Annotated in this window: 22 protein-coding genes; 12 read left to right on the top strand and 10 right to left on the bottom strand. The window is 58.7% G+C overall.

The genetic code is table 11. The features are described 5' to 3' along the window. Positions 1 to 14: 14 nt before the first annotated feature. The 9 genes from rapZ to BMS17_RS10040 all read right to left on the bottom strand — a co-directional run bounded on the left by rapZ (position 15) and on the right by BMS17_RS10040 (position 6,753). Entirely contained in the window at positions 15 to 872 is an 858-nt protein-coding gene (gene rapZ / locus BMS17_RS10080) for an RNase adapter RapZ (protein WP_046026823.1), read from the bottom strand. A gap of 2 nt (positions 873 to 874) precedes the next feature. Beyond that, positions 875 to 1,339: a PTS IIA-like nitrogen regulatory protein PtsN gene (ptsN, locus tag BMS17_RS10075; protein WP_046026822.1), complete on the bottom strand. Its 465-nt coding sequence runs from the start codon at positions 1,337 to 1,339 to the stop codon at positions 875 to 877. Between the two features lie 12 nt (positions 1,340 to 1,351). Next, a complete protein-coding gene (gene hpf, locus BMS17_RS10070) occupies positions 1,352 to 1,660 on the bottom strand; it encodes a ribosome hibernation-promoting factor, HPF/YfiA family (RefSeq protein WP_046026821.1) in 309 nt (102 codons plus the stop codon). Between the two features lie 74 nt (positions 1,661 to 1,734). Beyond that, on the bottom strand, positions 1,735 to 3,228 hold the full coding sequence (locus tag BMS17_RS10065; RefSeq protein WP_046026820.1) for an RNA polymerase factor sigma-54: 1,494 nt from the start codon (positions 3,226 to 3,228) through the stop codon (positions 1,735 to 1,737). Positions 3,229 to 3,414: 186 nt separating this feature from the next. After that, complete coding sequence (gene lptB, locus BMS17_RS10060; protein ID WP_027924532.1) at positions 3,415 to 4,140, bottom strand: LPS export ABC transporter ATP-binding protein; 726 nt, start codon at positions 4,138 to 4,140, stop codon at positions 3,415 to 3,417. Continuing rightward, positions 4,140 to 4,688 carry a lipopolysaccharide transport periplasmic protein LptA gene (gene lptA / locus BMS17_RS10055; protein WP_046026819.1) on the bottom strand — a complete coding sequence of 183 codons (549 nt, stop codon included), beginning with the start codon at positions 4,686 to 4,688 and terminating at the stop codon, positions 4,140 to 4,142. Before lptA ends, lptB begins: the two co-directional genes overlap by 1 nt. Next, entirely contained in the window at positions 4,675 to 5,247 is a 573-nt protein-coding gene (lptC, locus tag BMS17_RS10050) for an LPS export ABC transporter periplasmic protein LptC (RefSeq protein ID WP_046026818.1), read from the bottom strand. The genes lptA and lptC overlap by 14 nt, the downstream gene beginning before the upstream one ends. A 7-nt stretch (positions 5,248 to 5,254) precedes the next feature. Next, a complete protein-coding gene (locus tag BMS17_RS10045) occupies positions 5,255 to 5,779 on the bottom strand; it encodes an HAD family hydrolase (protein ID WP_077430873.1) in 525 nt (174 codons plus the stop codon). Continuing rightward, positions 5,779 to 6,753, bottom strand: coding sequence for a KpsF/GutQ family sugar-phosphate isomerase (locus tag BMS17_RS10040; RefSeq protein WP_007942750.1), 975 nt, complete (start codon positions 6,751 to 6,753; stop codon positions 5,779 to 5,781). The genes BMS17_RS10045 and BMS17_RS10040 overlap by 1 nt, the downstream gene beginning before the upstream one ends. A 266-nt stretch (positions 6,754 to 7,019) precedes the next feature. On the opposite strand from BMS17_RS10040, the gene BMS17_RS10035 reads away from it, so the two are divergent. From BMS17_RS10035 to hisC, 10 genes are all read left to right on the top strand, one after another. Continuing rightward, positions 7,020 to 7,829 carry an ATP-binding cassette domain-containing protein gene (locus BMS17_RS10035; RefSeq protein WP_046026816.1) on the top strand — a complete coding sequence of 270 codons (810 nt, stop codon included), beginning with the start codon at positions 7,020 to 7,022 and terminating at the stop codon, positions 7,827 to 7,829. Then, a complete protein-coding gene (mlaE, locus tag BMS17_RS10030; protein WP_046026815.1) occupies positions 7,829 to 8,626 on the top strand; it encodes a lipid asymmetry maintenance ABC transporter permease subunit MlaE in 798 nt (265 codons plus the stop codon). Before BMS17_RS10035 ends, mlaE begins: the two co-directional genes overlap by 1 nt. Then, entirely contained in the window at positions 8,626 to 9,093 is a 468-nt protein-coding gene (mlaD, locus tag BMS17_RS10025; protein WP_046026814.1) for an outer membrane lipid asymmetry maintenance protein MlaD, read from the top strand. The genes mlaE and mlaD overlap by 1 nt, the downstream gene beginning before the upstream one ends. Positions 9,094 to 9,104: 11 nt before the next feature. Continuing rightward, positions 9,105 to 9,746 carry a phospholipid-binding protein MlaC gene (locus BMS17_RS10020; RefSeq protein ID WP_046026813.1) on the top strand — a complete coding sequence of 214 codons (642 nt, stop codon included), beginning with the start codon at positions 9,105 to 9,107 and terminating at the stop codon, positions 9,744 to 9,746. Further along, positions 9,743 to 10,048, top strand: coding sequence for a lipid asymmetry maintenance protein MlaB (locus tag BMS17_RS10015; RefSeq protein WP_046026812.1), 306 nt, complete (start codon positions 9,743 to 9,745; stop codon positions 10,046 to 10,048). Before BMS17_RS10020 ends, BMS17_RS10015 begins: the two co-directional genes overlap by 4 nt. 113 nt (positions 10,049 to 10,161) lie before the next feature. Beyond that, positions 10,162 to 10,401, top strand: a complete 240-nt coding sequence (locus tag BMS17_RS10010; protein WP_007912386.1) for a BolA family protein — start codon at positions 10,162 to 10,164, stop codon at positions 10,399 to 10,401. A gap of 22 nt (positions 10,402 to 10,423) precedes the next feature. Next, positions 10,424 to 11,689: a UDP-N-acetylglucosamine 1-carboxyvinyltransferase gene (murA, locus tag BMS17_RS10005; RefSeq protein ID WP_046026811.1), complete on the top strand. Its 1,266-nt coding sequence runs from the start codon at positions 10,424 to 10,426 to the stop codon at positions 11,687 to 11,689. Positions 11,690 to 11,815: 126 nt separating this feature from the next. Then, a complete protein-coding gene (gene hisG / locus BMS17_RS10000; protein WP_007942738.1) occupies positions 11,816 to 12,451 on the top strand; it encodes an ATP phosphoribosyltransferase in 636 nt (211 codons plus the stop codon). Positions 12,452 to 12,577: 126 nt separating this feature from the next. After that, entirely contained in the window at positions 12,578 to 13,903 is a 1,326-nt protein-coding gene (hisD, locus tag BMS17_RS09995) for a histidinol dehydrogenase (RefSeq protein ID WP_046026807.1), read from the top strand. A gap of 2 nt (positions 13,904 to 13,905) precedes the next feature. Continuing rightward, positions 13,906 to 14,958, top strand: coding sequence for a histidinol-phosphate transaminase (hisC, locus tag BMS17_RS09990; protein WP_077430872.1), 1,053 nt, complete (start codon positions 13,906 to 13,908; stop codon positions 14,956 to 14,958). Between the two features lie 125 nt (positions 14,959 to 15,083). Here the strand turns inward: hisC and algW are convergent, their stop codons facing one another. Next, entirely contained in the window at positions 15,084 to 16,244 is a 1,161-nt protein-coding gene (gene algW, locus BMS17_RS09985; RefSeq protein WP_046026804.1) for a Do family serine endopeptidase AlgW, read from the bottom strand. A 102-nt stretch (positions 16,245 to 16,346) separates the two neighbouring features. Between algW and BMS17_RS09980 the strand changes: the two genes are divergently transcribed. Both BMS17_RS09980 and cysD read left to right on the top strand, forming a co-directional pair. Further along, positions 16,347 to 17,105, top strand: coding sequence for a Nif3-like dinuclear metal center hexameric protein (locus tag BMS17_RS09980; RefSeq protein ID WP_046026802.1), 759 nt, complete (start codon positions 16,347 to 16,349; stop codon positions 17,103 to 17,105). Positions 17,106 to 17,338: 233 nt separating this feature from the next. After that, a complete protein-coding gene (gene cysD / locus BMS17_RS09975; RefSeq protein WP_077430871.1) occupies positions 17,339 to 18,256 on the top strand; it encodes a sulfate adenylyltransferase subunit CysD in 918 nt (305 codons plus the stop codon). Positions 18,257 to 18,261: the final 5 nt, after the last annotated feature.

Raw genomic sequence — 18,261 nt, 5'->3', positions numbered from 1 at the left:
GCGATGTGGATCCTTTAGCTGAGGTCGCGGTGGCGGACCTGGACGTTCTTCAGGGATTGTTGCAGGACCTGGCCCAGACGTTCGGTCAGGTAGACGGAGCGATGATGCCCGCCGGTGCAGCCAATGGCGATGGTGACATAAGCCCGGTTACTGGCGGCAAAGCGCGGCAACCACTTGAGCAAGTAGGTGGAAATGTCCTGGAACATCTCTTCGACGTCCGGTTGAGCCGCCAGGTACTCGGCCACCGGTTGATCAAGCCCGGACTGCGCTCGCAGTTCCGGCTTCCAGTAAGGGTTGGGCAGGCAGCGCACATCGAACACCAGGTCCGCGTCCACCGGCATGCCGCGCTTGAATCCGAAGGACTCGACCAGGAATGCAGTGCCGGCTTCCGGCTGGTTCAGCAGGCGCAGCTTGATGGTGTCGCGTAGCTGATACAGGTTCAGGTTGGTGGTGTTGATTTTGAGATCAGCGAGGTCGGCAATGGGGCCAAGCAGATTGCTTTCGTCCTCGATCGCCTCAGCCAACGAGCGATTGGCGGTACTCAGCGGGTGACGACGGCGGGTCTCGGAAAACCGCTTGAGCAAGGTTTCTACGTCGGCGTCCAGGTACAGCACATCGCATTTGATGTGCCGGCTACGGACTTCCTCGAGTAACTCGGGAAACCGCGAAAGATGGCTCGGCAGATTGCGCGCATCGATAGATACGGCGACCAGTGGTTGCGACAATTCGGTATGAATCAACGCACGCTCGGCCAGTTCCGGCAACAGTCCGGCGGGCAGGTTGTCGATGCAGTAGTAGCCGTTATCCTCGAGAACATCGAGTACGGTGCTTTTACCCGAGCCGGAGCGGCCGCTGACGATGATCAAGCGCATGATTACTGACCGTTTTGCTCTTCCAGAACAACCTTATACAAGGCTTCGTTACTCGGAGCACTACGCAGTTTTTCCCGCACTTCCTTGCGATCAAGCATGCTGGCTATTTGACGAAGCAATTCAAGGTGCGCATCGGTGGCGGCTTCCGGGACCAGCAGTACGAACAGCAGGTCAACCGGGGCCCCGTCGATGGCATCGAAGTCGATGGGCGCGTCAAGGTGCATCAAGGCGCTGATGGGCGAGATGCAGCCCTTCAGACGGCAATGGGGGATGGCGATGCCGTTACCAAAACCGGTCGAGCCGAGTTTTTCACGGGCGATCAATGCTTCGAAGACATCTTGCATCTCCAGATCCGGCACTTCCCGGGCGATCAGGTTGGCAATTTGCTCGAGGGCTTTCTTTTTACTGCCGCCCGGCACGTTCACGAGGGAACGGCCGGGGGTCAGGATGTTTTCAAGTCGGATCATGGGTTGGGAGTGTTAACGACCGGTTGCACCCTGGAGGAGGCTCTGGGTCTTTTCCTTATGCTTTTTGAGTTGTTTATCCAGCTTGTCGGTCAGTGAATCGATCGCTGCGTACATGTCGGTATGTTCCGCGTTGGCGACCACTTCATTGCCGGGAATATGCAGGGTGGCTTCGATTTTCTGCTTCAGCTTCTCGACGGTCATCGTGACCTGCACGTTGGTGATCTTGTCGAAATGCCGCTCTAATCGTTCGAGTTTTTCGCCGATGTAGGTGCGCAGGGGTTCGGTCACTTCCAGTTGGTGTCCACTGATGTTGACTTGCATACAGCTTCTCCTTCGTTGCCAGTGCATAAAGCGGCAGGCAGAAATGCCTGCCACTGGAACGCTGTGGCGTGGCCCTACATCAACCGCTTACGTTCGCTCGAAGGCGCGATCCCCAGGGATTCGCGATACTTGGCGACGGTGCGGCGAGCCACCTGAATGCCTTGTGCCTCCAGTAAACCAGCGATCTTGCTGTCACTCAACGGCTTTTTCTGATTTTCCGCGGCAACCAGTTTTTTGATGATCGCGCGGATCGCTGTGGACGAGCATTCACCGCCTTCGGAGGTACTTACGTGGCTGGAGAAAAAGTATTTCAACTCATAAATGCCCCGAGGGGTATGCATGAATTTTTGCGTGGTCACCCGTGAAATCGTCGATTCGTGCATGCCCACCGCTTCGGCAATGTCATGCAGGACCAAAGGCTTCATGGCTTCGTCGCCGTATTCCAGGAAACCGCGCTGATGCTCGACGATCTGGGTGGCAACTTTCATCAGGGTTTCATTGCGGCTTTGCAGGCTCTTGATGAACCAGCGGGCCTCTTGCAGCTGATTGCGCATGAAGGTGTTGTCAGCGCTGGTGTCGGCACGGCGGACAAACCCGGCGTATTGCGCGTTGACCCGCAACCTTGGCACCGATTCCTGGTTGAGCTCTACCAGCCAGCGCTCGTTATCCTTGCGCACGATAACGTCAGGCACGACGTATTCGGCTTCACTGGATTCGATCTGCGAGCCGGGACGCGGGTTGAGGCTCTGGACCAGTTCGATGACCTGGCGCAGTTCGTCTTCCTTGAGCTTCATGCGGCGCATCAACTGGCTGTAGTCGCGGCTGCCCAGCAGATCGATGTAGTCAGTGACCAGACGCTTGGCTTCGGCCAGCCAAGGCGTCTTGGCTGGCAGCTGGCGTAGTTGCAGCAGCAGGCATTCGCCCAGGTTGCGAGCGCCGATGCCGGCAGGCTCGAATTGCTGGATGCGGTGCAGGACGGCTTCGATTTCGTCCAGTTCGATGTCCAGTTCCGGATCGAAGGCTTCGAGGATTTCCTCGAGGGTTTCATCCAGATAGCCCTGATTGTTGATGCAGTCGATCAGGGTCACGGCGATCAGGCGATCGGTGTCGGACATCGGTGCCAGGTTCAGTTGCCACAACAGGTGGCTTTGCAGGCTCTCGCCGGCCGATGTGCGAGTGGTGAAATCCCATTCGTCGTCATCGTTGCTCGGCAAGCTGCTGGCGCTGGTCTGGTAAACGTCTTCCCATGCGGTATCGACCGGCAGTTCATTGGGAATGCGTTCGTTCCAGTCACCTTCCTCGAGGTTGTCCACCGTGGGGGCGGTTTCCTGATAGGAGGGTTCCTGAATGTCGGCGTTGGGTGGCTGCTCGGCTTTGTCGGCCAAGGGATCGGCGTTGTCGAAGTCGTCGCCTTCTTCCTGGCGTTCGAGCATCGGATTGGACTCCAAAGCCTCCTGGATTTCCTGTTGCAGGTCCAGGGTCGACAATTGGAGCAGGCGGATGGCCTGTTGCAGCTGCGGTGTCATCGTCAGCTGCTGGCCCATTCTCAAGACTAGCGATGGTTTCATGGCAGGGGCTTAACACCTTATTCGCCGGCGCACATGCGCCATCCACTACAGGGCGCCGGAGCGCCAAACATAAGCAAATTATATGCCTGAAACTGAAGTGTTTGCCTAGAGCGCCGTAACAATAAAAAACACACTGCTGTGTTAATTGCGCCAGGAGCTCAGTCGACTAGCCAGACACCTCGATGCTTACAGGCGGAACTCATGGCCCAGATAGACTTCTTTCACCAGGTCGTTTGCAAGGATAGTGGCAGAGTCGCCCTCGGCGATCAGTTGGCCATCGTTGACGATGTACGCGGTTTCGCAGATATCCAGGGTTTCACGGACGTTGTGGTCCGTGATCAGCACGCCAATGCCCTTGGCCTTGAGGTGGTAGATAATCTGTTTGATGTCGCCGACCGAAATCGGGTCCACGCCGGCGAAGGGTTCGTCGAGCAGGATGAATTTCGGGTTAGTCGCCAGTGCCCGGGCAATTTCCACACGGCGGCGTTCGCCACCCGACAGGCTCATGCCAAGGTTGTCGCGGATGTGGCTGATATGGAATTCCTGCAGCAGGCTTTCCAGCTCTTTGCGACGTCCGGCCTTGTCGAGTTCCTTGCGGGTCTCGAGGATCGCCATGATGTTGTCGGCCACCGAGAGTTTGCGGAAGATCGACGCTTCTTGCGGCAGATAGCCGATACCGGCTTTCGCACGACCGTGCATGGGCTGGTGGCTGACGTCCAGGTCGTCGATCAGTACGCGCCCTTGATCGGCCTGTACAAGGCCGACAATCATGTAGAAGCAGGTGGTCTTGCCGGCGCCGTTAGGGCCCAGCAGGCCGACGATTTGACCGCTGTCGATCGACAGGCTGACATCGCGCACGACCTGGCGGCTCTTGTAGCTCTTGGCCAGATGCTGAGCTTTCAGAGTTGCCATTACTGGGCCTTTTGCTCGTCGGTTTTCTTCTTCGGCTGGATCACCATGTCGATACGCGGGCGCGCCTCAGTGACCTTGCTGCCCGTGGCGCGACCAGCGCTCGCAAGCTTTTTGGCCGTGTCGTAGACGATCTTCTCGCCTTGGGTGACGTTGTTGTCCTTGTCGACAACTTTTGCCTTGTCGATCAGCACGACACGGTTTTGCGAGGCGTGGTACTGGATGGTGACGCCCCAGCCCTGAACAGGCTTGGTGTCGCCCTGGGTTTGCAGTTGTTCGAAGTAAGCGAGGTTGCCCACTGAAGTCACCACGTCGATGTCGCCAGTCGGAGTGCGGGTCATGGTCACTTTGTTGCCGGTGACCTTCATCGTGCCCTGGGTGATGATTACGTCGCCCGTATAGGTGGCGATACCGTTCTTGTCGTCCAGTTGGGCGTCGTCGGCCTGTATGCGGATAGGCTGGGATTGGTCGGTCGGCAGAGCCCAGGCGCTCACGCTTCCCAGTGCTGCGCCCAGACTGAGCAAAATAGGGAGAGTTTTAACGAGCCTCATACTGTCCTCTTACGTTCGATAGCAGGTGTATCCTGCTTTCTTTCAAGTACGCTTTCATTCCGTTGCCTGTCGATACACCGCCAGCGCCGTCGATTCTAACGGGTTGGTCGGTCTGCGCATATTGTTGCTGCGGGAACACAGTCATACGGGTGGTGGTAATCAGGGTCCTGCGGTTTTTTTCGTCGAAACGGGTGATGCGTACCGAATCGATCAGCTCGACCTGAGTGCCGTCAGGGTTGACCTCCCCGTGATCGCTCTGGACGTGCCAGGGAAACTGGGTGCCGCGGAACATGTTCAGGTCGGGATTGGTCAGTAGCGTGACTTCGGACGCTTTCAGGTGTTCGACCTTGTCCGACGTCATTTCGTATTGCAATTTGCCGTCCGGCAGGAACTGCACGCTATGGGCGTTGAGCGCGTAATAGTCGATCGCGCTTTCATCGACCTTGACCACAGGTTTGTCGAGGAAGCGTTCCGGGCTGATGTTCCAGTAGCCGACTGCGGCGAACAGCGCCGCAATGCAACCGAACAACAGAATGTTGCGAAACTTTTTGCTTAGCATAATGGGCTCACAGGTACGCAGCGTTGGCCGCATCAAGGCGGCCCTGGGCACGCAGGATCAATTCGCAGAATTCGCGAGCGGCACCCTCGCCACCACGGGCCTGGGTGATGCCGTGGGCGTGTTCTCGCACGAAGCTGGCTGCGTTGGCGACCGCCATGCCCAGGCCGACGCGGCGAATCACCGGTAGGTCTGGAAGGTCGTCGCCGAGGTAGGCCACTTGTTCATAGCTTAGATTGAGTTGGGCAAGCAGTTCGTCGAGTACCACCAGTTTGTCTTCACGACCCTGGTACAGGTGGGGAATGCCAAGATTCTTTGCGCGCCGCTCAACGACCGGGGTCTTGCGACCGCTAATGATAGCGGTCTGCACGCCGGCTGCCATCAACATCTTGATGCCTTGGCCGTCCAGTGTGTTGAACGTCTTGAATTCACTGCCGTCTTCAAGGAAATACAGGCGCCCGTCGGTCAGCACGCCATCGACGTCGAACACTGCCAGCTTGATCTGTTTGCCGCGTTGAAGCAGGTCCAAGCTCATTACATTACTCCCGCACGCAGCAAGTCGTGCATGTTCAAGGCGCCGACCGGACGGTCTTCGCTGTCGACCACGACCAGCGCGTTGATTTTGTGGTCTTCCATGATTTTCAGGGCTTCGGCGGCGAGCATCTCTGCGCGGGCAGTCTTGCCGTGGGCGGTCATGACCTGATCGATGGTAGCGCTATGGATATCGATGCTGCGGTCCAGCGTGCGGCGCAAGTCACCGTCGGTGAAGATCCCGGCCAGCTTGCCGTCCGCTTCCAGAATCACGGTCATGCCCAGGCCTTTGCGGGTCATTTCCATCAAGGCGTCCTTGAGCAAGGTGCCGCGTTGAACCTGTGGCAGCTCTTGTCCGGCGTGCATGACATTTTCCACTTTCAGCAGCAAACGTCGACCCAGCGCGCCACCCGGGTGGGAAAAGGCGAAGTCTTCAGCGGTAAAGCCGCGAGCTTCCAGCAATGCAACGGCCAGGGCATCGCCCATGACCAGCGCGGCGGTGGTGGAGGAGGTCGGTGCCAGGTTCAGCGGGCAGGCCTCGTGTTCGACGTGAACATTGAGGTTGACCTCGGCAGCCTTGGCCAGCGGTGAGTCCGGGTTGCCGGTCACGCTGATCAATTGGATGCCCAGACGCTTGATCAGGGGCAGCAGGGTGACGATTTCGTTGGTGGAGCCGGAGTTCGACAGGGCCAGGATGATGTCGTCACGCGTGATCATGCCCATGTCGCCATGGCTGGCTTCGGCCGGATGCACGAAAAAAGCCGTGGTGCCGGTGCTGGCCAGGGTGGCGGCGATCTTGTTGCCGATATGCCCTGATTTGCCCATGCCGACCACTACCACGCGGCCTTTGCTGGCCAGAATCATCTCGCAAGCGCGTACGAAATCAGCGTCGATATGGGGCAGCAAGCCTTCTACGGCTTCCAGTTCGAGGCGGATGGTGCGTTGTGCTGATTGAATCAGGTCGCTGGATTGGCTCATGTCAGAAATCGTATAGCCTGATGAAAAGGCGGCGATTATAGCGGTAATGATCAAAACCCTCACGCAAGTTCGTCACGCTTTGTCATTCCCGCTTGCCGAATACCCTCTAAACGAGGCTTTTTGCCACAAGATGGTCTGGCTTGGGCCTTTGGCGCTTGGCCTTTGCAGTGATATAGTTCGCCGCCAGTTCGGCCTGCCCGGGGAGGTATGTGCTTTCGTCAGAGAGCCAGGCGTCCGAGTGAGAGGCTGCATCGCAAGGAGTTTAGATGAGTGCCGATAACGCCTACGCGGTCGAGCTGAAGGGACTGACCTTCAAGCGCGGAACGCGCAGCATTTTCAATAACGTCGATATCCGTATCCCGCGCGGCAAGGTCACCGGCATCATGGGGCCTTCCGGGTGTGGCAAAACCACGCTGTTGCGGCTGATGGGCGCACAGTTGCGACCCACCAAAGGTGAAGTCTGGGTTAACGGCCAGAACCTGCCGAAGTTGTCGCGCAGCGATCTGTTCGATGCACGCAAGCACATGGGGGTGCTGTTCCAGAGCGGCGCCCTGTTTACCGATCTCGATGTGTTCGAGAACGTCGCCTTTCCACTGCGCGTTCATACCCAGCTGCCCGAAGAAATGATCCGCGACATCGTCCTGCTTAAATTGCAGGCCGTGGGCTTGCGTGGCGCCATCGACTTGATGCCAGACGAATTGTCCGGCGGCATGAAACGTCGTGTCGCGCTCGCCCGTGCGATTGCTCTCGATCCGCAGATTCTCATGTATGACGAGCCATTTGTCGGCCAGGATCCCATTGCCATGGGGGTGCTGGTGCGCCTGATCCGCCTGCTTAACGATGCCCTGGGCATCACCAGTATCGTGGTGTCCCACGATCTGGCCGAGACAGCGAGCATCGCCGACTATATCTATGTCGTCGGCGAAGGTCAGGTATTGGGGCAGGGGACTCCCGAGGAACTGATGAACTCCCAGGAACCACGGATCCGCCAATTCATGACCGGTGAACCTGACGGCCCTGTTGCATACCACTTTCCAGCGACGGACTACCGCGCAGATCTTCTGGGGAAGCGTTGATGCGCAAGATTTCATTAATAGAACGCGTGCGCCGGTTCGGCCACTCTGCCATCGACGCACTGGCGGTGTTCGGACGTTCGACGATTTTCCTGTTTCATGCCTTGCTCGGTCGCGGTGGCATCGGCGGCGGTTTTGGCCTGCTGATCAAGCAGTTGCATTCCGTTGGCGTGATGTCCCTGGTGATCATTGTGGTCTCCGGGGTGTTCATCGGGATGGTGCTCGCGCTGCAGGGCTTCAATATCCTGTCCAGCTACGGCTCGGAACAGGCGGTGGGGCAGATGGTCGCGCTGACGCTGTTGCGTGAGTTGGGACCGGTCGTGACGGCCTTGTTGTTCGCCGGGCGTGCCGGTTCGGCGCTAACGGCCGAAATCGGCAACATGAAGTCCACCGAGCAGCTGTCCAGTCTGGAAATGATTGGTGTCGACCCGCTCAAATACATCGTTGCCCCGCGCCTGTGGGCCGGCTTCATTTCCCTGCCGGTGCTGGCGATGATTTTCAGCGTGGTGGGTATCTGGGGTGGTTCGTGGGTGGCCGTCGACTGGCTGGGCGTCTATGAAGGTTCCTACTGGTCGAACATGCAAAACAGCGTGACGTTCACTGACGATGTGCTCAATGGCATCATCAAAAGCGTCGTCTTCGCGTTCGTCGTGACCTGGATCGCCGTATTCCAAGGCTATGACTGTGAGCCCACTTCCGAGGGGATCAGTCGTGCCACTACCAAGACCGTGGTGTATGCCTCTTTGGCAGTGCTCGGCCTGGACTTTATTCTGACCGCCTTGATGTTTGGAGATTTCTGATGCAAAACCGCACCCTGGAAATCGGTGTCGGCCTTTTCTTGCTGGCTGGCATCCTGGCTTTGCTGTTGCTGGCTTTGCGGGTCAGTGGCCTGTCCCCGAGCCCGAGCACCGACACGTATAAACTTTATGCATACTTCGACAATATCGCCGGTTTGACGGTCAGAGCTAAAGTGACCATGGCCGGTGTGACCATCGGCAAGGTCACGGCGATCGATCTGGACCGCGACAGCTTCACCGGTCGGGTGACCATGCAACTGGAAAAGCGCGTAGATAACCTGCCGGCTGACTCCACTGCATCTATCCTGACGGCTGGCCTGTTGGGCGAGAAGTACATCGGTATCAGCGTGGGCGGCGAAGAAGCCTTGCTCAAGGATGGTGGAACCATCCATGACACCCAGTCGTCGCTGGTACTCGAAGACCTGATCGGTAAATTCCTGCTCAATACCGTTAGTAAAGACGCCAAATGAGGAGCTTTTGAATGATCTCTACCTTGCGACGTGGCCTGTTGGTATTACTCGCGGCGATGCCGTTGGTGGCTAACGCCGTGGCGGCGCCTTCCGCGCACGATCTGGTACAGGACACCACCACCCGGATGCTTGCCGATCTGTCGGCGAATAAAGAGAAGTACAAGCAGGACCCGCAGGATTTCTACACGGCGTTGAACACCATCGTCGGACCTGTGGTGGATGCCGAGGGTATTTCCAAGAGCATCATGACGGTCAAGTACTCGCGCAAAGCCACACCGGCACAGATGAAAACCTTCGAAGAAAACTTCAAGAAGGGCCTGTTCCAGTTTTATGGCAATGCTTTGCTCGAATACAACAACCAGGGCATCACCGTCGATCCTGCCAAGGACGAGTCGGGTGACCGCACCAGTGTTGGCATGACGGTCAAGGGCAACAACGGCGCGATCTACCCGGTGTCTTACACGCTGGAAAAGATCAACGGCGAGTGGAAACTGCGTAACGTCATCATCAATGGCATCAACATTGGCAAGCTGTTCCGCGATCAGTTCGCTGATGCGATGCAGCGAAATGGCAACGACCTGGACAAGACTATCAACAACTGGGCCGGGGAAGTCGCCAAAGCCAAGGCATCGACCGAGACCACTAACCAATGAGTGTGTCGGCCATTCGCATGAGTGAAACCGGCGAGCTTCGGCTCAGCGGCATGCTGGATTACCTGACCGGCCCCGACTTGCGCAAGCAGGGACAGGCGCTGATCAAAGCCAGTACCGCGACCGAAGTGGTGGTCGATTGTTCGGCGGTGTTGAAGTCCAGCAGTGTCGGCTTGTCGCTGCTGCTGTGCTTCATCCGTGATGCGCAGGCCGCCGGCAAGGCGCTGAGCATCCGCGGGATGCCGGAAGACATGCGTGAAATCGCTCAGGTCAGCGAATTGACCGAGCTGTTGGCGCATCCCTAAACGCATCTATTAAGAAGCCCCCCGTCAGAGTCCTGCTTCGCGGGGTTCGCAGGCGCGGGGCTTTTTTGTATGATGTCCGACCCGCGCGCACAGGGCGCCGATTGAGGTTGAGCATGCAGGCCGTAGAAGTGAAGAGCTTCCTTGAAGGAAAGCTGCCCGGAACGTTGGTAGAAGTTGAGGGCGAAGGCTGCAATTTCCAGCTGAACGTGATTAGCGATGAACTGGCGGCGTTGAGCCCGGTGAAGCGTCAACAGCAGATCTATGCCCATTTGAACCCATGGATCACCGATGGCAGCATCCATGCGGTCACTATGAAATTTTTCAGCAGCGCGGCCTGGGCCGAGCGCACCTGAGCCCAAGGGCGTCGAGATTCTTATGGATAAATTGATTATTACTGGCGGTCCTCGTCTTGATGGCGAGATCCGCATCTCCGGGGCAAAGAACTCGGCCCTGCCGATCCTGGCTGCAACCCTGCTGTGTGATGGCCCGGTTACCGTGGCCAACTTGCCACACCTGCACGACATCACCACCATGATCGAGCTGTTCGGTCGCATGGGCATCGAGCCGGTGATCGACGAGAAGCTCAGCGTCGAAATCGACCCGCGCACCATCAAGACCCTGATCGCCCCGTACGAACTGGTTAAAACCATGCGTGCGTCGATCCTGGTACTGGGCCCTATGGTTGCCCGTTTCGGTGAAGCCGAAGTCGCACTGCCTGGCGGTTGCGCCATCGGTTCGCGTCCAGTGGACCTGCACATCCGTGGTCTGGAAGCGATGGGCGCGGTCATCGACGTCGAAGGCGGCTACATCAAGGCCAAGGCACCTGAAGGTGGCCTGCGCGGCGCGCACTTCTTCTTCGACACCGTCAGCGTGACCGGTACCGAAAACATCATGATGGCCGCTGCCCTGGCCAAGGGTCGCAGTGTGTTGGCAAACGCCGCGCGCGAGCCGGAAGTGGTCGACCTGGCCAACTTCCTGAACGCCATGGGTGCCAAGGTTTCCGGCGCTGGTACCGACACCATCACCATCGATGGCGTCGAGCGTCTGCACACCACCACTTACAAAGTGATGCCTGACCGAATCGAAACCGGTACTTACCTGGTCGCTGCTGCCGTGACCGGCGGCCGTGTGAAGGTCAAGGATACCGATCCGACCATTCTTGAAGCCGTTCTGGAAAAACTCCGTGAAGCGGGTGCCGAAATCACCTGTGGCGAAGACTGGATCGAACTGAACATGCACGGCAAGCGGCCAAAAGCCGTCAACGTGCGCACCGCTCCGTACCCGGCGTTCCCGACCGACATGCAAGCGCAGTTCATCTCCCTCAACGCCATTGCCGAAGGCACGGGCGCCGTGATCGAGACGATCTTCGAAAACCGCTTCATGCACGTTTACGAACTGCATCGCATGGGCGCCAAGATTCAGGTCGAAGGCAACACGGCTATCGTTACCGGTACCGAGAAGCTCAAAGGCGCGCCAGTCATGGCCACCGACCTGCGTGCTTCGGCCAGCCTGGTCATTTCGGCGCTGATCGCTGAAGGCGACACCCTGATCGACCGCATCTACCACATCGACCGTGGTTACGAGTGCATCGAAGAGAAACTGCAAATGCTCGGCGCCAAGATCCGCCGCGTACCGGGCTAGTTTCTGCTGCATGGGCATAAGGACATGCCCGTTGAATTGTTGAAGTCGAGCCGGTTTCCGGCTCGATGTGTGTCCGGCGTCATTTGCGACCGGACATGAGTACCTTGATAAGGACTGACGTTTCCCATGTTGACTATCGCACTGTCCAAGGGCCGCATCCTTGACGACACTTTGCCGCTTCTGGCTGAAGCGGGCATCGTGCCGACCGAGAATCCGGACAAGAGCCGCAAGCTGATCATCCCCACGACTCAGCCTGACGTACGTCTGCTGATCGTGCGCGCCACCGACGTGCCGACGTATGTCGAACATGGTGCCGCGGACCTCGGTGTCGCCGGTAAAGATGTGCTGATGGAATATGGCGGCCAGGGCTTGTACGAGCCTTTGGACCTGCGAATTGCCCTCTGCAAGCTGATGACTGCCGGCCGTGTCGGCGATGTCGAGCCTAAGGGCCGCCTGCGGGTGGCGACCAAGTTCGTCAACGTTGCCAAGCGTTACTACGCCGAGCAGGGTCGCCAGGTCGACATCATCAAGCTGTACGGCTCGATGGAGCTGGCGCCGCTGATTGGTCTGGCGGACAAGATCATTGACGTGGTCGACACCGGCAACACCCTGCGTGCCAATGGCCTGGAACCCCAGGATTTCATTGCCGACATCAGCTCCCGGCTGATCGTCAACAAAGCTTCGATGAAAATGCAACACGCCCGAATCCAGGCGTTGATCGACACCCTGCGCAAGGCAGTGGAGTCTCGACACCGCGGCTGATTTACCTGCGCGACGTTAAGTCGCGCCCGTCTATCCGCCTCATAGCCAGAATTCTCAGGTGCCCAAGCGGAAACGACTGCTAAGTTAGGGCGCCTGAGTTTTTGCCAATTCTATGAGGCTCTCGCTATGACCGCACCGACTGCAATTCGCCGACTGAACGCTGCTGATCCGGATTTCGCGCATCATCTGGATCATCTGCTGAGCTGGGAAAGTGTGTCTGACGACTCGGTCAATCAGCGGGTGCTGGACATCATCAAAGCCGTGCGCGAGCGTGGCGATGCGGCGCTGGTGGAGTTCACCCAGAAGTTCGACGGCCTGGAAGTCGCCTCGATGGCGGACTTGATCCTGCCGCGCGAACGTCTTGAACTGGCGCTTACGCGCATTACCGTGCCTCAGCGCGAAGCCCTGGAAAAAGCTGCTACACGTGTGCGCAGCTACCACGAGAAGCAGAAGCAGGATTCCTGGAGCTACACCGAAGCCGATGGCACGGTGCTGGGCCAGAAGGTCACGCCGCTGGATCGCGCCGGTCTGTATGTTCCAGGCGGCAAGGCGTCGTACCCCTCTTCGGTGTTGATGAACGCGATTCCGGCCAAGGTCGCTGGCGTGACCGAAGTGGTCATGGTGGTGCCGACCCCGCGCGGTGAAATCAACGAACTGGTGCTGGCCGCGGCGTGCATTGCCGGGGTTGATCGGGTGTTCACCATCGGCGGTGCCCAAGCCGTGGCCGCGCTGGCTTACGGCACCGAAAGCGTGCCGAAAGTCGACAAAGTGGTCGGCCCCGGCAACATCTATGTCGCCACCGCCAAGCGCCATGTGTTTGGTCAGGTCGGTATCGACATGATCGCCGGCCCGTCCGAAATTCTTGTGGTGTGCGACGGCCAGACCGATCCGGACTGGATCGCCATGGACCTGTTCTCCCAGGCCGAACACGATGAAGACGCCCAGGCCATTCTCGTCAGCCCGGACGCGGAATTCCTCGACAAGGTCGCCGCGAGCATCAGCAAATTGATGCCGACCATGGAGCGTGCCGAGATCATCGAAACGTCGATCAATGGCCGTGGTGCATTGATCCAGGTGCGCGACATGGAGCAAGCCATCGAAGTGGCTAACCGCATTGCGCCGGAACACCTGGAGTTGTCGGTTGCAGATCCGCAGGCCTGGTTGCCGAAGATCCGTCACGCCGGCGCGATTTTCATGGGCCGTCACACGTCCGAAGCCCTGGGTGATTACTGCGCCGGTCCGAACCACGTATTGCCGACTTCCGGCACCGCGCGCTTCTCCTCGCCGTTGGGCGTGTATGACTTCCAGAAACGCTCGTCGATCATCTTCTGCTCCGAGCAGGGGGCGTCCGAACTGGGCAAGACCGCGTCCGTGCTGGCCCGTGGCGAGTCACTGACCGCCCACGCCCGTAGCGCCGAATACCGCATCATCGACGAGCAAAAGGGAAACTGAACATGAGTAAATTCTGGAGCTCGTTCGTTAAGGATCTGGTGCCTTACGTGCCGGGCGAGCAGCCGAAACTGGCAAAGCTGGTCAAGCTCAACACCAACGAAAACCCGTACGGTCCATCACCCAAAGCCTTGGCGGCGATGCAGACCGAACTGAACGACAACCTGCGTCTGTACCCGGACCCGAACAGCGATGTGCTGAAACAAGCCGTGGCCAAGTACTACGGGGTGCAGAGCAACCAGGTATTCCTCGGCAACGGTTCCGATGAAGTCCTGGCGCACATTTTCCACGGCTTGCTGCAACACGATCAACCGCTGCTGTTCCCGGATATCAGCTACAGCTTCTATCCGGTGTATTGCGGCTTGTACGGCATCAAGTTCGACGCGGTGCCGCTGGACGAACACTTCCAGATCAACCCGGCGGATTACGCCAAGCCGAACGGCGGGATCATTTTCCCTAACCCGAATGCGCCGACCGGCTGCCTGCTGGCGCTGGATGCGGTGGAGCAAATCCTCAAGGCCAGCCCGGATTCGGTGGTCGTCGTAGACGAGGCTTACATCGACTTCGGTGGCGAAACGGCGATCACTCTGGTGGATCGTTATCCGAACCTGCTGGTGACGCAGACTCTGTCCAAGTCCCGTTCCCTGGCCGGCCTGCGGGTTGGCCTGGCGGTGGGGCATCCGGATTTGATCGAAGCGCTTGAGCGGATCAAGAACAGCTTCAACTCCTACCCGCTGGATCGACTGGCGATTGTGGGGGCTGCGGCGGCGTTCGAGGATCGCGAGTACTTCGACAAAACGTGCCGGTTGGTCATCGACAGCCGCGACAAGGTAGTCGGGCAGTTGGAGGCGAAGGGATTTGAGGTGCTGCCGTCGGCGGCGAACTTCATTTTCGCGCGTCACCCGCAGCATGATGCGGCAGGACTCGCGGCGAAGTTGCGTGAGCAGGGCGTGATTGTCCGGCACTTCAAGCAGGAGCGGATTGCGCAGTTCCTGCGGATTTCGATTGGTACGCCGGAGCAGAATCAGGCGCTGATCGACGGCCTCGGCGATCTCTAAAAGCCCCCTCTGACTGATCGTTCCCACGCTCTGCGTGGGAATGTATCCCGTGACGCTCCGCGTCACAGTGGACGCAGAGCGTCCATGGCGGCATTCCCACGCAGAGCGTGGGAACGATCAATCACTTACTCTTCTTCTTTCTCTTTGACCGGCGCTGGCGGCGGACGCAGACCGATTTCTGCGGTCAACTTGAGTTCCTTGCCGTTACGCATCACCTGAATCGTGACCTTGTCGGTCGGTTTGATCCGAGCGACCTGGTTCATCGACCGACGACCATCGCCGGCCGGTTCACCATCGATGCTGAGGATCACGTCACCCAGTTGCAGGCCGGCCTTCTGCGCCGGACCGTCACGGAAAATCCCTGCGACCACAATCCCCGGACGCCCCGACAGACCAAACGACTCGGCCAGTTCCTGAGTCAGTGGCTGCACTTCAATCCCGAGCCAGCCGCGAATCACCTGGCCGTGTTCGATGATCGACTTCATCACTTCCATCGCCAGTTTGACCGGGATCGCGAAGCCGATGCCTTGCGACCCGCCGGACTTGGAGAAAATCGCGGTGTTGATGCCGGTCAGGTTGCCATTGGCATCCACCAGCGCACCGCCGGAGTTGCCGGGGTTGATGGCGGCGTCGGTCTGGATGAAGTCTTCATAGTTGTTCAGGCCTAGCTGATTACGCCCGGTGGCGCTGATGATGCCCATGGTTACGGTCTGGCCGACACCGAACGGGTTGCCGATGGCCAGCGAGACGTCGCCGATGCGGATGTTGTCGGAACGACCGATGGTGATCGACGGGAGGGACTTGAGGTCGATCTTCAAGACCGCGAGATCGGTTTCCGGATCGCTACCGATCACTCGGGCCAGGGTTTCACGACCGTCCTTGAGCGCCACGACAATCTGGTCGGCACCGGTGGTCACGTGGTTATTGGTCAGGATGTAGCCTTCCGGGCTCATGATCACACCGGAGCCCAGGCTCGATTCCATGCGCTTTTGCTTGGGCGAGTTATCACCGAAGAAGCGGCGGAACTGCGGGTCTTCGAACAGCGGATGATTGGGTTTGTTGATGACTTTGGTGGTGTACAGGTTGACCACGGCTGGCGCGGCGGTGACCACGGCGTCGGCATAGGACACCGGCCCCTGTTGCACGCCGGTCGTTTGCGGTGCTTGCTGCAAATTCACGTCTAGGCTCGGAAGCCCGACCCACTGCGGGTAACGCTGAATTATCAAAAGAGCGATAAGCACGCCAGCCAACAGCGGCCAGCCGGAAAAACGCAGCGCCTTGAGCATTAAGCACGTCCTGAAAGGTTGCAGGCAGTATGAGACCGCCCATAATGTCGCGCATTATACGAGGCCGAGCACGCCTCTGAACGGGATATTTAGGAGTCTTTTATGGCCGTCGCCCTGAGCACCCTGGTTGAAGAAGCCGACCGTTACCTCGCCAGTGCCAAGATTGCGGATTACTGCCCCAACGGTTTGCAGGTCGAGGGCCGGCCGCAAGTGATGCGTATCGTCAGCGGCGTCACCGCCAGCCAGGCGCTGCTGGACGCCGCCGTCGAAGCTCAGGCCGACCTGGTACTGGTGCATCACGGCTATTTCTGGAAGGGCGAGAACCCGTGCATCACCGGCATGAAGCAGCGTCGGTTGAAAACCTTGCTCAAGCACGACATCAGCCTGTTGTCCTACCATTTGCCGCTGGATCTGCACCCGGACGTGGGCAATAACGTGCAATTGGCCAGGCAGTTGGACATTACGGTCGAAGGGCCGCTGGATCCGGATAATCTGAAAGTCGTCGGCCTGGTCGGCTCGTTGAGTGAACCGATGACGCCGCGTGATTTCGCCCGCCGTGTCCAGGAAGTCATGGGCCGCGAGCCGCTGCTGATCGAAGGTAGCGAGATGATTCGCCGGGTTGGCTGGTGCACCGGTGGTGGCCAGGGGTACATCGATCAGGCGGTGCTCGCCGGTGTCGACCTGTACCTCAGTGGCGAAGCCTCCGAGCAGACGTTCCACAGCGCGCGGGAAAACGACATCAGCTTCATCGCCGCCGGCCATCACGCCACCGAGCGTTATGGCGTGCAGGCGCTGGGGGACTATCTGGCGCGACGCTTTGCGCTGGAACACATCTTCATCGATTGCCCCAACCCCATCTGATGACCTGCCTCCCTTGTAGGAGCAAGGCTTGCCCGCGATAGCGATCTCAAGGACGCCATCGCCGGCAAGCCGTGCTCCTACAGGAGATCGCCATTCACCAGCCCAAACGAGGGGGTATATTCATATACCCTTTCGATCTAGTTGGCGTCCTGATTAGAAGAGGTCGCTGTGCTAGGATTCCTCGCTCGAACACGGCCCGCTGGCCGTCCATAAGATCGTTTTCGTGAGTAGCCATGGTCGACAAACTGACGCATCTGAAACAGCTGGAGGCCGAAAGCATCCACATCATCCGCGAGGTCGCCGCCGAGTTCGATAACCCGGTGATGCTGTACTCCGTCGGTAAAGACTCCGCCGTGATGCTGCACCTTGCGCGCAAGGCATTCTTCCCGGGCAAACTTCCGTTTCCGGTGATGCACGTCGACACCCAGTGGAAGTTCAAGGAAATGTACGCGTTCCGCGACCGCATGGTTGAAGAACTCGGCCTTGACCTGCTGGTGCACGTTAACCCCGATGGCGTCGCGCAGGGCATCAACCCGCTGACCCACGGCAGTGCCAAGCACACCGACATCATGAAAACCGAAGGCCTCAAGCAGGCTCTCGACAAGTACGGTTTCGACGCCGCTTTCGGTGGTGCCCGTCGTGACGAAGAGAAGTCCCGTGCCAAAGAGCGCGTGTATTCCTTCCGCGACACCAAGCACCGCTGGGACCCGAAAAACCAACGTCCAGAGTTGTGGAACGTCTACAACGGCAACGTCAACAAGGGCGAATCGATTCGCGTGTTCCCGTTGTCGAACTGGACCGAACTGGACATCTGGCAGTACATCTACCTCGAAGGCATCCCGATCGTGCCGCTGTATTTCGCCGCCGAGCGCGACGTCATCGAGATGAATGGCACCTGGATCATGATCGACGACGACCGCCTGCTCAATCACCTGAGCGATGAAGACAAGGCGCGTATCGTCAAGAAGAAGGTCCGTTTCCGTACGCTGGGCGACTACCCGTTGACCGGTGCGGTCGAGTCCGAGGCTGTCACGCTGACCGACATCATTCAGGAAATGCTCCTGACGCGAACTTCCGAACGCCAGGGCCGGGTCATCGATCACGATGGCGCAGGCTCGATGGAAGAAAAGAAACGTCAGGGTTATTTCTAAGGGGT

This window comes from Pseudomonas sp. C9 (assembly GCF_002000165.1).
Lineage (GTDB): Bacteria > Pseudomonadota > Gammaproteobacteria > Pseudomonadales > Pseudomonadaceae > Aquipseudomonas.
The sequence above is the reverse complement of the archived record's forward strand: the minus strand, read 5'-3'. Positions and strand labels throughout refer to the sequence as shown.